The sequence below is a fragment of the Citrobacter sp. Cpo012 genome (genome assembly GCF_030333015.1).
Taxonomy (GTDB): domain Bacteria; phylum Pseudomonadota; class Gammaproteobacteria; order Enterobacterales; family Enterobacteriaceae; genus Citrobacter; species Citrobacter portucalensis.
Genome location: NZ_JAOWGR010000040.1, coordinates 14,547 through 31,507, shown reverse-complemented (window position 1 = coordinate 31,507; position 16,961 = coordinate 14,547). Strand labels below are relative to the sequence as shown.

The 16,961-nt window shown below is 52.1% G+C and carries 14 protein-coding genes; all 14 read left to right on the top strand.

Going from position 1 to position 16,961, the window contains the following annotated elements; translation table 11 throughout:
* The first annotated feature begins 131 nt into the window (after positions 1-131).
* Complete coding sequence (frr, locus tag OGX90_RS14700; protein ID WP_003018547.1) at positions 132-689, top strand: ribosome recycling factor; 558 nt, start codon at positions 132-134, stop codon at positions 687-689.
* 183 nt (positions 690-872) lie between these two features.
* On the top strand, positions 873-2,069 hold the full coding sequence (ispC, locus tag OGX90_RS14695) for a 1-deoxy-D-xylulose-5-phosphate reductoisomerase (protein WP_003829176.1): 1,197 nt from the start codon (positions 873-875) through the stop codon (positions 2,067-2,069).
* A 187-nt stretch (positions 2,070-2,256) separates the two neighbouring features.
* Positions 2,257-3,015: a (2E,6E)-farnesyl-diphosphate-specific ditrans,polycis-undecaprenyl-diphosphate synthase gene (ispU, locus tag OGX90_RS14690; protein WP_008786266.1), complete on the top strand. Its 759-nt coding sequence runs from the start codon at positions 2,257-2,259 to the stop codon at positions 3,013-3,015.
* Between the two features lie 12 nt (positions 3,016-3,027).
* Positions 3,028-3,885 (top strand): phosphatidate cytidylyltransferase, encoded by an 858-nt coding sequence (cdsA, locus tag OGX90_RS14685; RefSeq protein ID WP_008786267.1) that lies wholly within the window; start codon positions 3,028-3,030, stop codon positions 3,883-3,885.
* Between the two features lie 11 nt (positions 3,886-3,896).
* Positions 3,897-5,249: a sigma E protease regulator RseP gene (gene rseP, locus OGX90_RS14680; RefSeq protein ID WP_003829173.1), complete on the top strand. Its 1,353-nt coding sequence runs from the start codon at positions 3,897-3,899 to the stop codon at positions 5,247-5,249.
* Positions 5,250-5,278: 29 nt separating this feature from the next.
* Entirely contained in the window at positions 5,279-7,696 is a 2,418-nt protein-coding gene (gene bamA, locus OGX90_RS14675) for an outer membrane protein assembly factor BamA (RefSeq protein ID WP_111466090.1), read from the top strand.
* 122 nt (positions 7,697-7,818) lie between these two features.
* The gene (skp, locus tag OGX90_RS14670; protein WP_016151765.1) at positions 7,819-8,304 is read left to right on the top strand and encodes a molecular chaperone Skp; all 486 of its coding nucleotides are present in this window, start codon (positions 7,819-7,821) and stop codon (positions 8,302-8,304) included.
* Between the two features lie 3 nt (positions 8,305-8,307).
* The gene (gene lpxD, locus OGX90_RS14665) at positions 8,308-9,333 is read left to right on the top strand and encodes a UDP-3-O-(3-hydroxymyristoyl)glucosamine N-acyltransferase (RefSeq protein WP_003018531.1); all 1,026 of its coding nucleotides are present in this window, start codon (positions 8,308-8,310) and stop codon (positions 9,331-9,333) included.
* A gap of 103 nt (positions 9,334-9,436) precedes the next feature.
* Positions 9,437-9,892, top strand: a complete 456-nt coding sequence (gene fabZ, locus OGX90_RS14660; protein WP_003018528.1) for a 3-hydroxyacyl-ACP dehydratase FabZ — start codon at positions 9,437-9,439, stop codon at positions 9,890-9,892.
* Positions 9,893-9,895: 3 nt separating this feature from the next.
* On the top strand, positions 9,896-10,684 hold the full coding sequence (gene lpxA / locus OGX90_RS14655) for an acyl-ACP--UDP-N-acetylglucosamine O-acyltransferase (protein WP_003018525.1): 789 nt from the start codon (positions 9,896-9,898) through the stop codon (positions 10,682-10,684).
* A complete protein-coding gene (gene lpxB / locus OGX90_RS14650; RefSeq protein ID WP_003829168.1) occupies positions 10,684-11,832 on the top strand; it encodes a lipid-A-disaccharide synthase in 1,149 nt (382 codons plus the stop codon). Before lpxA ends, lpxB begins: the two co-directional genes overlap by 1 nt.
* On the top strand, positions 11,829-12,425 hold the full coding sequence (rnhB, locus tag OGX90_RS14645; protein WP_003018518.1) for a ribonuclease HII: 597 nt from the start codon (positions 11,829-11,831) through the stop codon (positions 12,423-12,425). Before lpxB ends, rnhB begins: the two co-directional genes overlap by 4 nt.
* Positions 12,426-12,449: 24 nt before the next feature.
* Entirely contained in the window at positions 12,450-15,932 is a 3,483-nt protein-coding gene (gene dnaE, locus OGX90_RS14640) for a DNA polymerase III subunit alpha (protein ID WP_008786271.1), read from the top strand.
* A gap of 12 nt (positions 15,933-15,944) precedes the next feature.
* Complete coding sequence (accA, locus tag OGX90_RS14635) at positions 15,945-16,904, top strand: acetyl-CoA carboxylase carboxyl transferase subunit alpha (RefSeq protein WP_003829164.1); 960 nt, start codon at positions 15,945-15,947, stop codon at positions 16,902-16,904.
* The last annotated feature ends 57 nt before the right edge of the window (positions 16,905-16,961 follow it).

Below are 16,961 nucleotides of genomic sequence, written 5' to 3'. Positions count from 1 at the left end.
GCGGCTAAATGCAGGTAATATTCCGCTTTAATGTCGCGGGATACGTCCCTCAAAATTAATCAAGACTATACTTGTCACATCTTGCGTGGCGGGTATGGTCTGACTGAAACAAGCTTTCAAGGATTCGTAACGTGATCAACGATATCAGAAAAGATGCTGAAGTACGCATGGACAAATGCGTCGAAGCGTTCAAAAACCAAATCAGCAAAATTCGCACGGGTCGTGCTTCTCCTAGCCTGCTGGATGGTATTGTCGTGGAATATTACGGCACGCCGACTCCGCTGCGCCAGCTGGCAAGCGTAACGGTTGAAGATTCCCGTACCCTGAAAATCAACGTATTTGACCGTTCTATGGGTCCAGCCGTTGAGAAAGCAATCATGGCTTCCGACCTCGGTCTGAATCCAAGCTCTGCGGGCTCTGACATCCGCGTTCCGCTGCCGCCGCTGACCGAAGAACGTCGTAAAGATCTGACCAAGATCGTACGTGGTGAAGCTGAAGGCGCGCGTGTTGCGGTACGTAACGTACGCCGCGATGCAAACGACAAAGTGAAAGCGTTGTTGAAAGAAAAAGAGATCAGCGAAGATGACGATCGCCGTTCTCAGGACGACGTACAGAAACTGACTGACGCAGCAATCAAGAAAGTTGATGCGGCGCTGGCAGAGAAAGAAGCAGAACTGATGCAGTTCTGATTCGCCTGTACGCTAAAAACGCCGCTTAGAAGGCCTGAGAAGGCTGGATGGCGGCGTTTTGCTTTTTTCTGTCTACATACTCTAAATAATTCAAGTTGCAGGAAGGCGGTGACGCCAAAGGCCGAGTAAAGCCAACGTACATGCAACTTGAAGTATGGCGAGTAAAATTCTTCTGGATGTCCGATGAAGCAATTAACCATCCTGGGATCAACCGGTTCCATTGGTTGCAGTACGCTGGATGTAGTACGCCATAACCCGGAAAAATTTCGTGTTGCTGCGTTGGTGGCGGGTAAAAATGTTGCCCGTATGGTAGAGCAATGCCTGGAGTTTGCGCCTCGCTATGCGGTAATGGATGATGAAAAAAGCGCGGCACAGGTAAAAGCTGCTCTTTTGGCACAGGGTAGCCGTACCGAGGTGATGAGCGGGCAGCAGGCTGCCTGTGATATGGCTGCGCTGGATGATGTTGATCAGGTCATGGCGGCGATTGTCGGCGCAGCGGGTTTGCTGCCGACGCTGGCGGCAATTCGTGCGAGCAAAAGCATTTTGCTGGCGAATAAAGAATCTCTGGTGACCTGCGGTCGTCTGTTTATGGACGACGTGAAACGCCACAAAGCGCAGCTTTTGCCGGTAGATAGCGAGCATAACGCGATTTTTCAGAGTTTACCGCAACCTATCCAACACAATCTGGGATACGCTGACCTTGAGCAAAACGGCGTCATGTCAGTTCTGCTTACCGGGTCTGGTGGCCCATTCCGTGAAACGCCATTGCGCGATCTGGTCTCTATGACCCCCGATCAGGCATGCCGTCATCCGAATTGGTCGATGGGACGAAAAATCTCTGTCGATTCCGCCACCATGATGAACAAAGGTCTGGAATACATTGAAGCGCGTTGGTTATTTAATGCCAGTGCAAGCCAGATGGAAGTGCTGATTCATCCGCAGTCGGTTATTCATTCGATGGTCCGTTATCAGGATGGTAGTGTTCTGGCGCAGTTGGGTGAACCTGATATGCGTACACCTATTGCCCATACGATGGCATGGCCAGAACGTGTGACGTCCGGTGTTAAGCCTGTCGACTTTTGCAAACTCAGTGCGTTGACGTTTTCCGCACCTGATTACCAGCGTTATCCGTGCCTGAAACTGGCGATGGACGCGTTTGAGCAAGGTCAGGCGGCGACGACCGCACTCAATGCCGCGAATGAAATTACCGTTGCCGCATTCCTGGCGCAGCAGATCCGATTTACCGATATTGCCGATCTCAATTTATCTGTACTGGATAAGATGGATTTGCAGGAACCACAGAGTGTTGACGACGTGTTGAAGGTCGATGCCATCGCGCGGGAAGTCGCCAGAAAAGAAGTGATGCGACTCTCAAGCTGATGATAATCCCTCTACGGAGAATCGTGCTATTTGTTAGCGTTGGGCTTCAGTGATATAGTCTGCGCCACCCGATCGCGGGTATTTGCTTTTTTTCGGTCGGGTAAGCCGTGGTTTGACACGGCTTTTTTGTGGATAGGCTTCAGTATTCCTGAGTACCGTAAATCCTTTCAGGGACTAATAACGCGTTATGTTGTCTGCAACTAAACCATTAAGCGAAAATTTGCCAGCACATGGTTGTCGCCATGTCGCAATTATCATGGATGGCAATGGCCGCTGGGCGAAAAAGCAAGGGAAGATTCGCGCCTTTGGGCATAAGGCTGGAGCAAAATCCGTCCGCCGGGCTGTCTCTTTTGCTGCCAATAACGGTATTGATGCGTTAACGCTGTATGCCTTTAGCAGTGAGAACTGGAACCGACCTGCGCAGGAAGTGAGCGCGTTAATGGAACTGTTTGTGTGGGCACTTGATAGCGAAGTGAAAAACCTGCATCGCCATAACGTACGCCTGCGTATTATCGGGGATATCAGTCGATTTAACTCACGTTTGCAAGAACGAATTCGCAAATCAGAAGCGATTACCGCCCAGAATACCGGGTTGACGCTGAATATTGCAGCGAATTACGGTGGACGGTGGGATATTGTCCAGGGAGTCAGGCAACTGGCGCAACAGGTGCAGGACGGTGTGCTGCATCCTGAGCAAATCGATGAAGAGATGCTTGGGCAGCAAATTTGTATGCATGAGCTGGCTCCTGTGGATTTAGTGATAAGGACTGGGGGAGAGCACCGAATTAGTAATTTTCTGTTGTGGCAAATTGCCTATGCCGAACTTTACTTTACCGATGTTCTCTGGCCCGATTTCGATGAACAAGACTTTGAAGGTGCGCTGCATGCCTTTGCTAATCGTGAGCGTCGTTTCGGCGGCACCGAACCCGGTGATGAAAAAGCCTGATGGGGGTCGCTTTTGCTGAAGTATCGCCTGATTTCTGCTTTTGTTTTAATACCCGTTGTCATCGCGGCGCTGTTTTTGCTGCCGCCGGTGGGGTTCGCCATTGTTACGTTGGTCGTCTGTATGTTGGCCGCCTGGGAATGGGGACAGTTAAGCGGTTTTACCACGCGTACGCAGCGAGTCTGGCTGGCGGTTTTGTGCGGGCTATTGCTGGCACTGATGCTATTTTTGCTGCCAGAATACCATCGCGATATCCATCAACCGCTGGTTGAAGTATCGCTGTGGGCGTCGCTGGGCTGGTGGGTCGTAGCGCTGTTACTGGTATTGTTTTACCCAGGGTCTGCGTCGGTCTGGCGTAATTCCAAAACATTACGCATAATTTTCGGCGTGTTAACCATTGTCCCGTTCTTTTGGGGAATGCTGGCGCTACGTGCATGGCACTATGATGAGAATCATTATAGTGGCGCGCTATGGCTGCTGTATGTCATGATCCTCGTTTGGGGAGCGGACTCTGGTGCGTATATGTTTGGTAAGCTGTTTGGCAAACATAAGCTGGCACCGAAGGTTTCTCCTGGAAAAACCTGGCAGGGTTTTTTTGGCGGACTCGCCACTGCGGCCGTGATCTCATGGGGTTATGGCATGTGGGCGAATCTTGAAGTTGCGCCTGTCACCTTGCTCATTTGCTCCATCGTTGCAGCCCTGGCCTCCGTGCTGGGTGACCTGACCGAGAGTATGTTTAAGCGTGAAGCAGGTATTAAGGACAGTGGTCACTTAATTCCAGGACACGGCGGTATTCTGGATCGTATTGATAGCCTGACGGCTGCGGTACCGGTCTTTGCCTGCCTGTTGTTACTGGTGTTCAGGACGCTCTAACGGATGGTCTTATGCTGAGTATTCTCTGGAATTTGGCTGCATTCATCATCGCACTTGGTGTGCTTATCACCGTGCATGAATTTGGTCATTTCTGGGTTGCGCGGCGCTGCGGAGTCCGCGTCGAACGCTTTTCCATTGGCTTTGGAAAAGCGCTTTGGCGGCGTACCGATAAATCAGGTACGGAATACGTCATCGCCATGATTCCCCTCGGCGGTTACGTCAAAATGCTGGATGAGCGCGCTGAACCGGTCGCACCGGAATTGCGCCATTACGCCTTCAACAATAAAACGGTTGGACAACGTGCTGCCATTATCGCCGCGGGTCCGATTGCAAACTTCCTTTTTGCTATTTTTGCTTATTGGCTGGTGTTTATCATTGGTGTCCCTGGCGTTCGTCCGGTTGTTGGTGAAATAACACCCAACTCGATTGCTGCACAGGCGCAAATTCAGCCGGGTACGGAACTAAAAGCGGTTGATGGCATCGAAACCCCTGATTGGGATGCCGTGCGATTGCAACTGGTATCCAAAATTGGCGATGAGCATACGACCCTCAGCGTGGCGCAATTTGGCAGTAACCAGCGACAGGACAAAACGCTGGATTTACGCCATTGGGCATTTGAGCCAGACAAAGAGGATCCTGTCTCTAGTTTGGGCATGCGTCCGCGTGGTCCGCAGATTGAACCGGTACTGTCAGAAGTGCAGGTTAACTCCGCTGCAAGTAAGGCAGGTTTGCAAGCTGGCGACAGGATCGTTAAAGTCAATGGTCAGTCGCTGACGCAATGGATGACGTTCGTGACGCTGGTGCGCGATAATCCGGATACGCCGTTAGCGCTAGATATTGAAAGACAAGGAAGTTCCTTGTCTTTAACGTTAACCCCAGATTCAAAACAGGTTAACGGTAAGGCAGAAGGGTTTGCGGGCGTGGTGCCTAAAGTTATTCCTCTGCCTGATGAGTATAAGACTGTACGCCAGTATGGGCCATTCAGCGCCATCCTCGAAGCCTCGGATAAAACGTGGCAGTTGATGAAGCTGACGGTCAGTATGCTGGGAAAATTGATTACCGGTGATGTAAAACTGAACAACCTCAGTGGGCCGATTTCTATCGCCCAGGGGGCTGGGATGTCAGCGGAGTTCGGGATTATTTATTACCTGATGTTCCTTGCGCTTATCAGCGTGAACTTAGGGATAATCAACCTGTTTCCGTTGCCCGTTCTTGACGGGGGGCATCTGCTGTTCCTGGCGATTGAAAAGCTGAAGGGCGGTCCGGTATCCGAGCGGGTTCAAGACTTTAGTTATCGCATTGGCTCTATCTTGCTGGTGTTGTTAATGGGGCTTGCACTTTTCAATGATTTCTCTCGGTTGTAAGAGAGTGTTAGGAAGAACGCATAATAACGATGGCGATGAAAAAGTTGCTCATAGCGTCGCTGCTGTTTAGCAGCGCCACCGTATACGGTGCTGAAGGGTTCGTAGTGAAGGACATTCATTTCGAAGGCCTACAGCGAGTCGCCGTTGGTGCGGCTCTCCTCAGTATGCCGGTGCGCACAGGCGACACGGTTAATGATGAAGACATCAGTAATACCATTCGTGCTCTGTTCGCCACCGGAAACTTTGAGGATGTCCGCGTCCTGCGCGATGGTGATACCCTTCTGGTTCAGGTAAAAGAACGTCCGACGATTGCCAGCATCACTTTCTCCGGTAACAAATCGGTGAAAGATGACATGCTGAAGCAAAACCTCGAGGCGTCTGGCGTGCGTGTTGGCGAGTCTCTGGATCGCACAACGCTTGCCGATATCGAAAAGGGCCTGGAAGATTTCTACTATAGCGTCGGTAAGTACAGCGCCAGTGTGAAAGCGGTGGTGACGCCGTTGCCGCGTAACCGCGTTGACCTCAAGCTGGTCTTCCAGGAAGGTGTTTCGGCGAAGATCCAACAGATCAATATCGTCGGCAACCATGCCTTCTCGACTGACGAACTTATCTCTCACTTCCAGTTGCGTGACGAAGTGCCGTGGTGGAACGTGGTGGGCGATCGTAAATACCAGAAACAGAAGCTGGCGGGCGACCTTGAAACCCTGCGTAGCTACTATCTGGATCGCGGTTATGCTCGCTTCAATATTGATTCCACTCAGGTCAGCCTGACGCCGGATAAAAAAGGCATCTACATCACCGTTAACATCACTGAAGGCGAGCAGTACAAGCTTTCTGGGGTTCAGGTGAGCGGTAACCTGGCCGGGCACTCCGCCGAAATTGAGACCCTGACGAAGATCGAGCCAGGTGAACTCTATAACGGCACCAAAGTGACCAAAATGGAAGATGACATCAAGAAGCTTCTGGGTCGCTATGGCTATGCCTATCCGCGCGTTCAGTCGCAGCCTGAAATCAACGACGCCGACAAAACCGTTAAATTACGTGTAAACGTGGATGCGGGTAACCGTTTCTATGTGCGTAAGATCCGTTTTGAAGGTAACGACACTTCTAAAGACTCCGTTCTGCGTCGCGAAATGCGTCAGATGGAAGGCGCATGGTTGGGCAGCGATCTGGTCGACCAGGGTAAAGAGCGTCTGAACCGTCTGGGTTACTTTGAAACCGTTGATACCGATACTCAGCGTGTTCCGGGCAGCCCGGATCAGGTTGATGTGGTCTACAAGGTCAAAGAGCGTAACACCGGTAGCTTTAACTTCGGCGTCGGTTACGGTACCGAGAGCGGCGTGAGCTTCCAGGCTGGCGTTCAGCAAGATAACTGGTTAGGTACCGGTTATTCTGTCGGGATTAACGGCACCAAAAACGACTACCAGACCTATACTGAGTTGTCTGTCACTAACCCGTACTTCACCGTTGATGGTGTGAGCCTTGGTGGCCGCGTCTTCTATAACGACTTTGAAGCGGATGATGCAGACCTGTCCGACTATACCAACAAAAGTTATGGTACAGACGTGACGCTGGGCTTCCCGGTCAACGAATACAACACGTTGCGTGCGGGCCTGGGTTATGTACATAACAAACTGTCCAATATGCAGCCGCAGGTTGCGATGGATCGTTATCTTGAGTCAATGGGTGAGACCAATACCAACAGCTTTGCTGCGGATGACTTCACCTTTAACTATGGTTGGACATATAACAAGCTTGACCGCGGCTACTTCCCAACGGAAGGTACGCGCGTCAACCTGAACGGCAAAGTCACCATTCCGGGTTCTGACAACGAATACTATAAAGCGACGTTGGATACCGCGACCTATGTGCCGATCGATGACGATCATAAATGGGTCGTCCTGGGTCGTACCAAGGTAGGTTATGGAGACGGTATAGGCAGCAAAGAGTTGCCGTTCTACGAGAACTTCTATGCGGGTGGCTCCAGCACCGTGCGTGGTTTCCAGTCTAATACCATCGGTCCGAAAGCGGTCTATAAACCTGGGGCTTACGCCGGCGATACTGACAGCTACGAAGAGTGTACCAATAAAGACGGTTCGTACTGTAAATCAGACGATGCGGTCGGTGGTAACGCCATGGCCGTAGCCAGCCTGGAATTTATTACCCCGACGCCGTTTATCAGCGATAAGTATGCTAACTCGGTCCGTACCTCCTTCTTCTGGGATATGGGTACCGTTTGGGATACTAACTGGCAGGATAGCGATCAAACTCGTGCTATTGGGGTTCCAGATTACGGTGATCCGAGCAATATCCGTATGTCTGCAGGTATCGCGTTACAATGGATGTCCCCATTGGGGCCGTTGGTTTTCTCCTACGCCCAGCCGTTCAAGAAGTACGATGGAGACAAAGCGGAACAGTTCCAGTTTAACATTGGTAAAACCTGGTAACTGTTCTTCGCAAAGGAATGTAGTGGTAGTGTAGCGATGACTTTAGGCGATCTTGCATGGGATCGCCTGGCCACGCAAAGAACTGCACCTTCGGGTGCAAATGGGATGGTAAGGAGTTAATTGTGAAAAAGTGGTTATTAGCTGCAGGTCTCGGTTTAGCGATGGCAACGTCCGCACAGGCTGCTGACAAAATTGCAATCGTCAATATGGGTAGCCTGTTCCAACAGGTTGCACAGAAGACGGGTGTTTCTGCTACGCTGGAAAACGAGTTCAAAGGCCGAGCCAGCGAACTGCAGCGTATGGAATCCGATCTGCAATCTAAAATGCAGCGTCTGCAATCAATGAAAGCAGGTAGCGATCGTACCAAGCTGGAAAAAGACGTCATGGCTCAGCGCCAGACTTTCTCTCAGAAAGCTCAGGCTTTCGAGCAGGATCGTGCACGTCGTTCCAACGAAGAACGTGGCAAACTGGTTACTCGTATCCAGACAGCTGTGAAATCTGTTGCTAACAGCCAGAGCATCGATCTGGTCGTTGACGCAAACACCGTTGCATACAACAGCAGCGATGTAAAAGACATCACCGCTGACGTACTGAAACAGGTTAAATAAGTAATGCCTTCAATTCGACTGGCTGATTTAGCAGAGCAGTTGGATGCAGAATTACACGGTGATGGCGATATCGTCATCACCGGCGTAGCGTCCATGCAATCTGCGCAAACTGGCAATATCACGTTCATGGTGAATCCTAAATACCGTGAACATTTAGGCGTATGCCAGGCGTCTGCCGTTGTGATGACGCAGGACGATCTTCCTTTTGCTAAGAGTGCGGCGCTGGTAGTGAAGAATCCCTACCTGACTTATGCACGTATGGCGCAAATTTTAGATACCACGCCTCAGCCTGCACAGAACATTGCACCCAGTGCAGTGATCGATGCAACGGCGAAGCTGGGTAATAATGTCTCTGTGGGCGCAAATGCGGTCATTGAGTCTGGCGTAGAACTGGGCGATAACGTGGTTATCGGTGCAGGTTGCTTCGTCGGAAAAAATACCAAAATCGGTGCAGGTTCACGCTTGTGGGCGAATGTGACGATTTACCACGACATCCAGATCGGTGAAAATTGCCTGATCCAGTCCAGCACCGTCGTTGGATCTGATGGATTTGGTTACGCGAACGATCGTGGTAACTGGGTGAAGATCCCCCAGCTTGGTCGCGTGATTATCGGCGATCGCGTCGAGATCGGCGCTTGTACCACCATTGACCGTGGTGCTCTGGACGATACTGTGATCGGTAATGGTGTTATCATTGATAACCAGTGCCAGATTGCGCATAACGTTGTGATTGGCGACAATACGGCGGTAGCCGGTGGCGTCATTATGGCGGGTAGCCTGAAGATTGGCCGTTATTGCATGATTGGCGGTGCCAGCGTGATCAATGGGCATATGGAAATATGCGACAAAGTTACGGTAACTGGCATGGGTATGGTGATGCGTCCTATCACTGAACCTGGCGTCTACTCCTCAGGCATTCCGCTACAACCTAACAAGGTATGGCGTAAAACAGCTGCACTGGTGATGAATATTGATGATATGAGCAAGCGCCTCAAAGCGATTGAGCGCAAGGTTAATCAACAAGACTAAAGCACCGTTTTTGCATGTCTGACTTTTCGGCCTGTCCCATTCATACGATTGCGACAGGCCGTGTTATTATTGCCTTTTAGTATATTTTGACAGGAAGAGTATTTTGACTACTAACACTCATACTCTGCATATTGAAGAGATTTTAGAACTTCTGCCGCACCGTTTTCCGTTTCTGCTGGTTGACCGCGTGCTGGATTTTGAAGAAGGTCGTTTTCTGCGCGCAGTGAAAAATGTATCCGTTAACGAGCCTTTCTTTCAGGGCCACTTCCCGGGTAAACCTATTTTCCCTGGCGTATTGATTCTGGAAGCGATGGCACAGGCTACCGGTATCCTCGCGTTTAAAAGCGTAGGAAAACTGGAACCAGGCGAACTGTATTATTTCGCGGGTATTGATGAAGCACGCTTTAAGCGTCCTGTCGTGCCTGGCGATCAGATGATCATGGAAGTGACTTTCGAGAAAACGCGCCGTGGCCTGACCCGTTTTAAAGGGGTTGCGCTGGTCGATGGTAAAGTTGTGTGCGAAGCAACGATGATGTGTGCCCGTAGCCGGGAGGCCTGATACGTGATTGATAAATCCGCCTTTATTCACCCGACCGCCATTGTAGAAGAGGGCGCCAGCATTGGTGCCAATGCTCACATTGGCCCATTTTGTATTGTTGGACCCCATGTTGAAATTGGTGAGGGTACCGTACTGAAGTCTCACGTTGTCGTGAATGGCCATACAAAAATTGGTCGCGATAACGAGATCTATCAGTTTGCCTCCATCGGTGAAGTTAACCAGGATCTTAAATATGCTGGTGAACCGACCCGTGTGGAAATTGGCGATCGCAACCGCATCCGCGAAAGCGTCACCATTCATCGTGGCACAGTGCAGGGCGGTGGAGTGACGAAGGTGGGCAGCGATAACTTACTGATGATTAATGCGCACGTCGCGCATGATTGTACGGTAGGAAACCGCTGTATTCTGGCGAATAATGCCACGCTTGCCGGACATGTTTCGCTTGATGATTTTGTTATCATCGGCGGCATGACTGCGGTGCATCAGTTCTGCATCATCGGTGCACATGTGATGGTTGGCGGCTGTTCTGGTGTAGCCCAGGACGTGCCTCCGTACGTTATCGCCCAGGGCAACCACGCGACGCCGTTTGGCGTCAATATCGAAGGTCTGAAGCGTCGTGGATTCACCCGCGAAGCGATTACCGCGATTCGTAACGCCTACAAAGCGTTGTACCGTAGCGGTAAAACGCTGGAAGAAGTGAAACCAGAAATCGCGGAACTGGCGAAACAGTACCCCGAAGTTCAGGCTTTCAGCGACTTCTTTGAACGCTCAACGCGTGGCCTGATTCGTTAATGACTGAACAGCGTCCTTTAACGATTGCCCTCGTCGCCGGAGAAACCTCCGGCGATATTCTTGGTGCAGGGTTAATCCGTGCACTCAAGGCTCGCGTTCCCAATGCGCGCTTTGTTGGCGTGGCGGGTCCGCTGATGCAGGCCGAAGGTTGTGAAGCCTGGTACGAAATGGAAGAGCTGGCGGTCATGGGCATTGTTGAAGTGCTCGGACGCCTGCGCCGTTTACTGCATATTCGTGCCGACCTCACTCGCCGATTCACCGACTTAAAGCCGGATGTTTTCGTCGGCATTGATGCGCCTGATTTCAATATTACCCTCGAAGGGAACTTGAAAAAACAGGGCATTAAAACCATTCATTATGTCAGTCCGTCCGTCTGGGCGTGGCGACAGAAACGCGTTTTCAAAATAGGCAGATCCACCAACATGGTGCTGGCCTTTCTGCCTTTCGAAAAAGCGTTTTATGACAAATTTAACGTCCCGTGCCGCTTTATCGGTCATACCATGGCGGATGCCATGCCGTTGGACCCGGATAAAAATGCGGCACGTGATGTTCTGGGCATTCCTCATGACGCTCACTGCCTGGCGCTACTGCCAGGAAGCCGCGGTGCAGAAGTGGAGATGCTCAGCGCCGATTTTCTGAAAACGGCGCAGCTATTACGCCAGCATTATCCGGATCTCGAAGTGGTGGTGCCGTTGGTGAATGCCAAACGTCGCGAGCAGTTTGAACGCATTAAAGCGGAAGTTGCACCGGAGCTTTCTGTACATCTGCTCAATGGTATGGGACGTGAAGCAATGGTGGCCAGCGATGCCGCACTGCTGGCTTCAGGTACCGCCGCGCTGGAATGTATGCTGGCAAAATGCCCGATGGTGGTTGGCTACCGTATGAAACCCTTCACCTTTTGGCTGGCGAAGCGCCTGGTGAAAACGGATTACGTTTCGCTACCTAACCTGCTGGCGGGAAGAGAACTGGTTAAAGAGCTGTTGCAGGAAGAGTGTGAACCGCAGGCGTTGTCGCAAGCGCTGTTGCCGTTGCTGGCAAATGGTAAAACCAGCCATGCGATGCACGACACATTCCGTGAACTGCACCAGCAGATCCGTTGCAATGCTGATGAGCAGGCGGCGGATGCGGTCCTGGAGTTAGCGCAATGATTGAATTTGTGTATCCGCATACGCATTTAGTGGCGGGTGTGGATGAAGTCGGGCGCGGCCCTTTGGTTGGCGCAGTCGTCACTGCTGCCGTCATTCTGGATCCGGCTCGCCCTATTATCGGTCTTAACGACTCAAAAAAACTGTCAGAAAAACGTCGCCTGGCGCTGTTTGATGAAATTAAAGAAAAAGCGTTAAGCTGGAGCCTGGGTCGGGCGGAACCGCATGAAATCGACGAGCTGAACATTTTGCATGCCACCATGCTTGCCATGCAGCGTGCGGTTGCGGGTCTGCATATTGCGCCTGAATACGTGCTGATTGACGGCAATCGTTGCCCGGCATTACCGGTACCGTCGATGGCGGTGGTCAAAGGTGATAGCCGCGTGGCGGAGATTAGCGCCGCATCGATTCTGGCAAAAGTGACCCGTGACGCTGAAATGGCGGCGCTGGATACGGTTTTTCCACAGTATGGTTTTGCACAGCACAAAGGCTATCCAACCGCATTTCATCTGGAAAAATTGGCACTGCATGGTGCGACTGAGCACCATCGCCGCAGCTTTGGCCCCGTCAAACGCGCACTGGGACTCTCGTCCTGATTCTTGTGTCGAAGGAATCTGAAGATGTCTGAACCACGTTTCGTCCACCTACGGGTGCACAGCGACTACTCCATGATCGATGGGCTGGCGAAAACCGGGCCGCTGGTGAAAAAGGCGGCCGCGTTAGGCATGCCTGCGCTGGCGATCACCGATTTTACCAACCTGTGTGGTCTGGTGAAGTTTTACGGAGCGGGCCACGGCGCGGGTATCAAGCCGATAGTTGGCGCAGATTTTCATGTCCGCAGTGAGCTGTTGGGCGATGAACTCACGCAGCTCACCGTGCTGGCCGCAAATAATACCGGCTATCAGAACCTGACGTTGTTGATTTCGAAAGCCTATCAGCGCGGCTATGGCGCAGAAGGACCGGTTATCGACCGGGACTGGTTGGTTGAGCTAAAAGAAGGTTTGATTTTGCTCTCCGGCGGTCGCATGGGCGATGTCGGACGCAGCCTGCTGCGCGGCAATAGCGCACTGGTTGACGAGTGCGTGGCGTTTTACGAAGAACATTTTCCCAATTGCTATTTCCTCGAACTGATTCGCACCGGCAGGCAAGATGAAGAAAACTATCTGCACGCAGCTGTAGCGCTAGCCGAAACGCGTGGTCTACCGGTGGTGGCGACTAACGATGTCCGCTTCCTGGAAACCGGAGATTTCGATGCGCATGAAATCCGCGTAGCGATCCACGACGGGTTCACCCTTGATGACCCGAAACGCCCGCGTAACTATTCGCCGCAGCAATACATGCGCAGCGAAGATGAGATGTGCGAGCTGTTCTCCGATATTCCGGAAGCACTGCAAAACACCGTCGAGATAGCCAAACGCTGCAACGTGACGGTGCGTCTGGGGGAATATTTCCTGCCGCAATTCCCGACTGGCGATATGACCACCGAAGATTTCCTCGTAGCGAAATCACGCGAAGGGCTGGAAGAACGTCTCGAATTTTTGTTCCCTGACCCTGAAGTTCGTGCGCAGAAGCGCCCGCCTTACGATGAACGTCTGGAAGTTGAACTTAAAGTTATCAACCAGATGGGATTCCCTGGCTACTTCCTGATCGTTATGGAATTTATCCAGTGGTCGAAAGATAACGGCGTACCGGTAGGCCCGGGACGTGGTTCCGGCGCTGGCTCACTTGTCGCCTATGCGCTGAAAATTACCGATCTCGATCCGCTGGAATTTGACCTGCTGTTCGAACGTTTCCTTAACCCGGAACGTGTCTCAATGCCCGACTTCGACGTTGACTTCTGCATGGAGAAACGCGACCAGGTTATCGAGCACGTGGCGGAAATGTACGGTCGTGATGCGGTTTCGCAGATTATTACCTTTGGTACGATGGCTGCAAAAGCGGTTATCCGCGACGTGGGCCGCGTGCTGGGGCATCCGTACGGTTTCGTTGACCGTATTTCGAAACTGGTGCCGCCCGACCCGGGCATGACGCTGGCAAAAGCCTTTGAAGCCGAACCCCAACTGCCGGAAATCTATGAGGCAGATGAAGAGGTTAAAGCGCTGATCGATATGGCGCGTAAGCTGGAAGGCGTCACGCGTAACGCCGGTAAGCACGCCGGTGGTGTGGTTATCGCACCGACAAAAATTACTGATTTTGCGCCGCTGTACTGCGATGAGCAGGGGCTGCACCCGGTTACTCAGTTTGATAAGAACGACGTGGAATATGCCGGTCTTGTGAAGTTCGACTTCCTCGGCCTGCGTACGCTCACCATCATCAACTGGGCGCTGGAAATGATCAACGCGCGCCGTGAAAAGAACGGTGAGCCACCGCTGGATATTGCGGCTATCCCGCTGGATGACAAGAAAAGCTTCGATATGCTGCAACGCTCGGAGACCACGGCGGTCTTCCAGCTTGAATCCCGCGGTATGAAAGACCTGATCAAACGTCTGCAGCCTGACTGCTTCGAAGACATGATCGCACTGGTGGCTCTGTTCCGCCCAGGTCCGCTACAGTCGGGGATGGTAGATAACTTTATCGACCGTAAGCATGGTCGCGAAGAGATTTCCTACCCGGACGTACAATGGCAGCATGAGTGTCTGAAACCGGTACTGGAGCCGACCTACGGCATTATCCTGTATCAGGAACAGGTTATGCAGATTGCCCAGGAGTTGTCCGGGTACACCCTTGGCGGCGCGGATATGCTGCGTCGTGCGATGGGTAAGAAAAAGCCGGAAGAGATGGCTAAGCAGCGCGGCACCTTTGAAGAAGGGGCGAAAAAGCGCGGCGTAGACGGCGAACTGGCGATGAAAATCTTTGACCTGGTGGAGAAATTCGCCGGTTACGGATTTAACAAATCGCACTCCGCAGCCTATGCGCTGGTCTCTTACCAGACGCTGTGGCTGAAGGCGCATTATCCTGCTGAGTTTATGGCGGCGGTAATGACCGCCGATATGGATAACACTGAGAAAGTGGTCGGGCTGGTAGATGAATGCTGGCGTATGGGGCTCAAAATCCTGCCGCCGGACATCAACTCCGGGCTTTACCATTTTCACGTGAATGATGATGGCGAGATTGTTTATGGCATCGGCGCGATAAAAGGCGTGGGTGAAGGACCAATTGAAGCTATTATTGAGGCGCGTAACGAAGGCGGTTACTTCCGTGAGCTGTTTGATCTCTGTGCGCGCACGGATATCAAAAAACTTAACCGCCGGGTGCTGGAAAAGCTAATTATGTCTGGGGCGTTTGATCGCCTTGGTCCGCATCGCGCGGCGTTGATGAATTCGCTCAACGATGCGCTAAAAGCCGCCGATCAGCATGCAAAAGCCGAAGCCATCGGTCAGGCCGATATGTTTGGCGTGCTGGCGGAAGAACCGGAGCAAATTGAACAATCCTATGCCAGTTGCCAACCGTGGCCGGAGCAGGTGGTATTAGATGGTGAGCGTGAAACGTTGGGGCTTTACCTGACGGGACACCCCATCAACCAGTATTTAAAAGAAATTGAGCGCTATGTCGGAGGCTACAGGCTGAAAGACATGCATCCGACAGAACGTGGTAAAGTCACCACGGCTGCGGGGCTCGTCATTGCTGCGCGGGTAATGGTCACCAAGCGCGGCAATCGTATCGGCATCTGTACACTGGATGACCGTTCCGGACGTCTGGAAGTTATGTTGTTTACCGATGCTCTGGATAAATACCAGCAATTGCTGGAAAAAGACCGCATACTTATCGTCAGCGGACAGGTCAGCTTTGATGACTTCAGCGGCGGGCTTAAAATGATGGCCCGTGAAGTCATGGATATTGACGAAGCCCGGGAAAAATATGCTCGCGGGCTTGCTATCTCGCTGACGGACAGGCAAATTGATGACCAGCTTTTAAACCGACTCCGTCAGTCTCTGGAACCCCACCGCTCGGGGACAATTCCAGTACATCTCTACTATCAGAGGGCGGATGCACGTGCGCGGTTGCGTTTTGGCGCGACGTGGCGTGTTTCTCCGAGCGATCGTTTGCTAAACGATCTCCGTGGCCTTATTGGTTCGGAGCAGGTGGAACTGGAGTTTGACTAATACAGGAATACTATGAGTCTGAATTTCCTTGATTTTGAACAGCCGATTGCAGAGCTGGAAGCAAAAATCGATTCTTTGACTGCGGTTAGCCGTCAGGATGAGAAACTGGATATTAACATCGATGAAGAAGTGCATCGCCTGCGTGAAAAAAGCGTAGAACTGACGCGTAAAATCTTCGCCGATCTTGGCGCATGGCAGGTAGCCCAACTGGCGCGCCATCCACAGCGTCCGTACACCCTGGATTATGTCCGCCTGGCGTTTGATGAATTTGATGAGCTGGCGGGCGATCGTGCCTATGCGGATGATAAAGCTATTGTCGGCGGTATCGCGCGTCTGGATGGCCGTCCGGTGATGATCATTGGTCATCAGAAAGGCCGTGAGACCAAAGAAAAGATTCGCCGTAATTTCGGCATGCCAGCGCCGGAAGGCTATCGCAAAGCGCTGCGTCTGATGGAAATGGCCGAGCGTTTCAACATGCCGATCATTACCTTCATCGACACCCCAGGGGCTTACCCGGGCGTGGGCGCGGAAGAGCGTGGTCAGTCAGAAGCGATCGCACGCAACCTGCGTGAAATGTCGCGTCTGAGCGTACCGGTAATCTGCACCGTTATCGGTGAAGGTGGTTCCGGTGGCGCGCTGGCGATCGGTGTAGGCGATAAAGTGAATATGCTGCAATACAGCACCTATTCCGTTATCTCCCCGGAAGGTTGTGCTTCCATTCTGTGGAAAAGCGCCGACAAAGCACCGCTGGCCGCAGAAGCGATGGGAATTGTTGCCCCGCGTCTGAAAGAGCTGAAGCTTATCGACTCTATCATTCCGGAACCGTTAGGCGGCGCACACCGCAATCCGGAAGTGATGGCTGCGTCCCTGAAAGCACAGCTGCTGGCCGATCTCGCCGATCTCGACGTGTTAAGCAAAGACGATCTGAAAAACCGTCGTTACCAGCGTCTGATGAGCTACGGTTACGCGTAAACTGCATTAATTCCGAAAAGGGCCACAACGTTGTGGCCCTTTTTTTTACCTGTGGTT

Excerpts from the sequence above, each read along its gene's own strand:
- ispC (WP_003829176.1), top strand. The coding sequence starts at position 873 with ATGAAGCAATTAACCATCCTGGGATCAACCGGTTCCATTGGTTGCAGT.
- ispU (WP_008786266.1), top strand. The coding sequence starts at position 2,257 with ATGTTGTCTGCAACTAAACCATTAAGCGAAAATTTGCCAGCACATGGT.
- rseP (WP_003829173.1), top strand. The coding sequence starts at position 3,897 with ATGCTGAGTATTCTCTGGAATTTGGCTGCATTCATCATCGCACTTGGT.
- bamA (WP_111466090.1), top strand. The coding sequence starts at position 5,279 with ATGGCGATGAAAAAGTTGCTCATAGCGTCGCTGCTGTTTAGCAGCGCC.
- lpxD (WP_003018531.1), top strand. The coding sequence starts at position 8,308 with ATGCCTTCAATTCGACTGGCTGATTTAGCAGAGCAGTTGGATGCAGAA.
- lpxB (WP_003829168.1), top strand. The coding sequence starts at position 10,684 with ATGACTGAACAGCGTCCTTTAACGATTGCCCTCGTCGCCGGAGAAACC.
- rnhB (WP_003018518.1), top strand. The coding sequence starts at position 11,829 with ATGATTGAATTTGTGTATCCGCATACGCATTTAGTGGCGGGTGTGGAT.
- dnaE (WP_008786271.1), top strand. The coding sequence starts at position 12,450 with ATGTCTGAACCACGTTTCGTCCACCTACGGGTGCACAGCGACTACTCC.
- accA (WP_003829164.1), top strand. The coding sequence starts at position 15,945 with ATGAGTCTGAATTTCCTTGATTTTGAACAGCCGATTGCAGAGCTGGAA.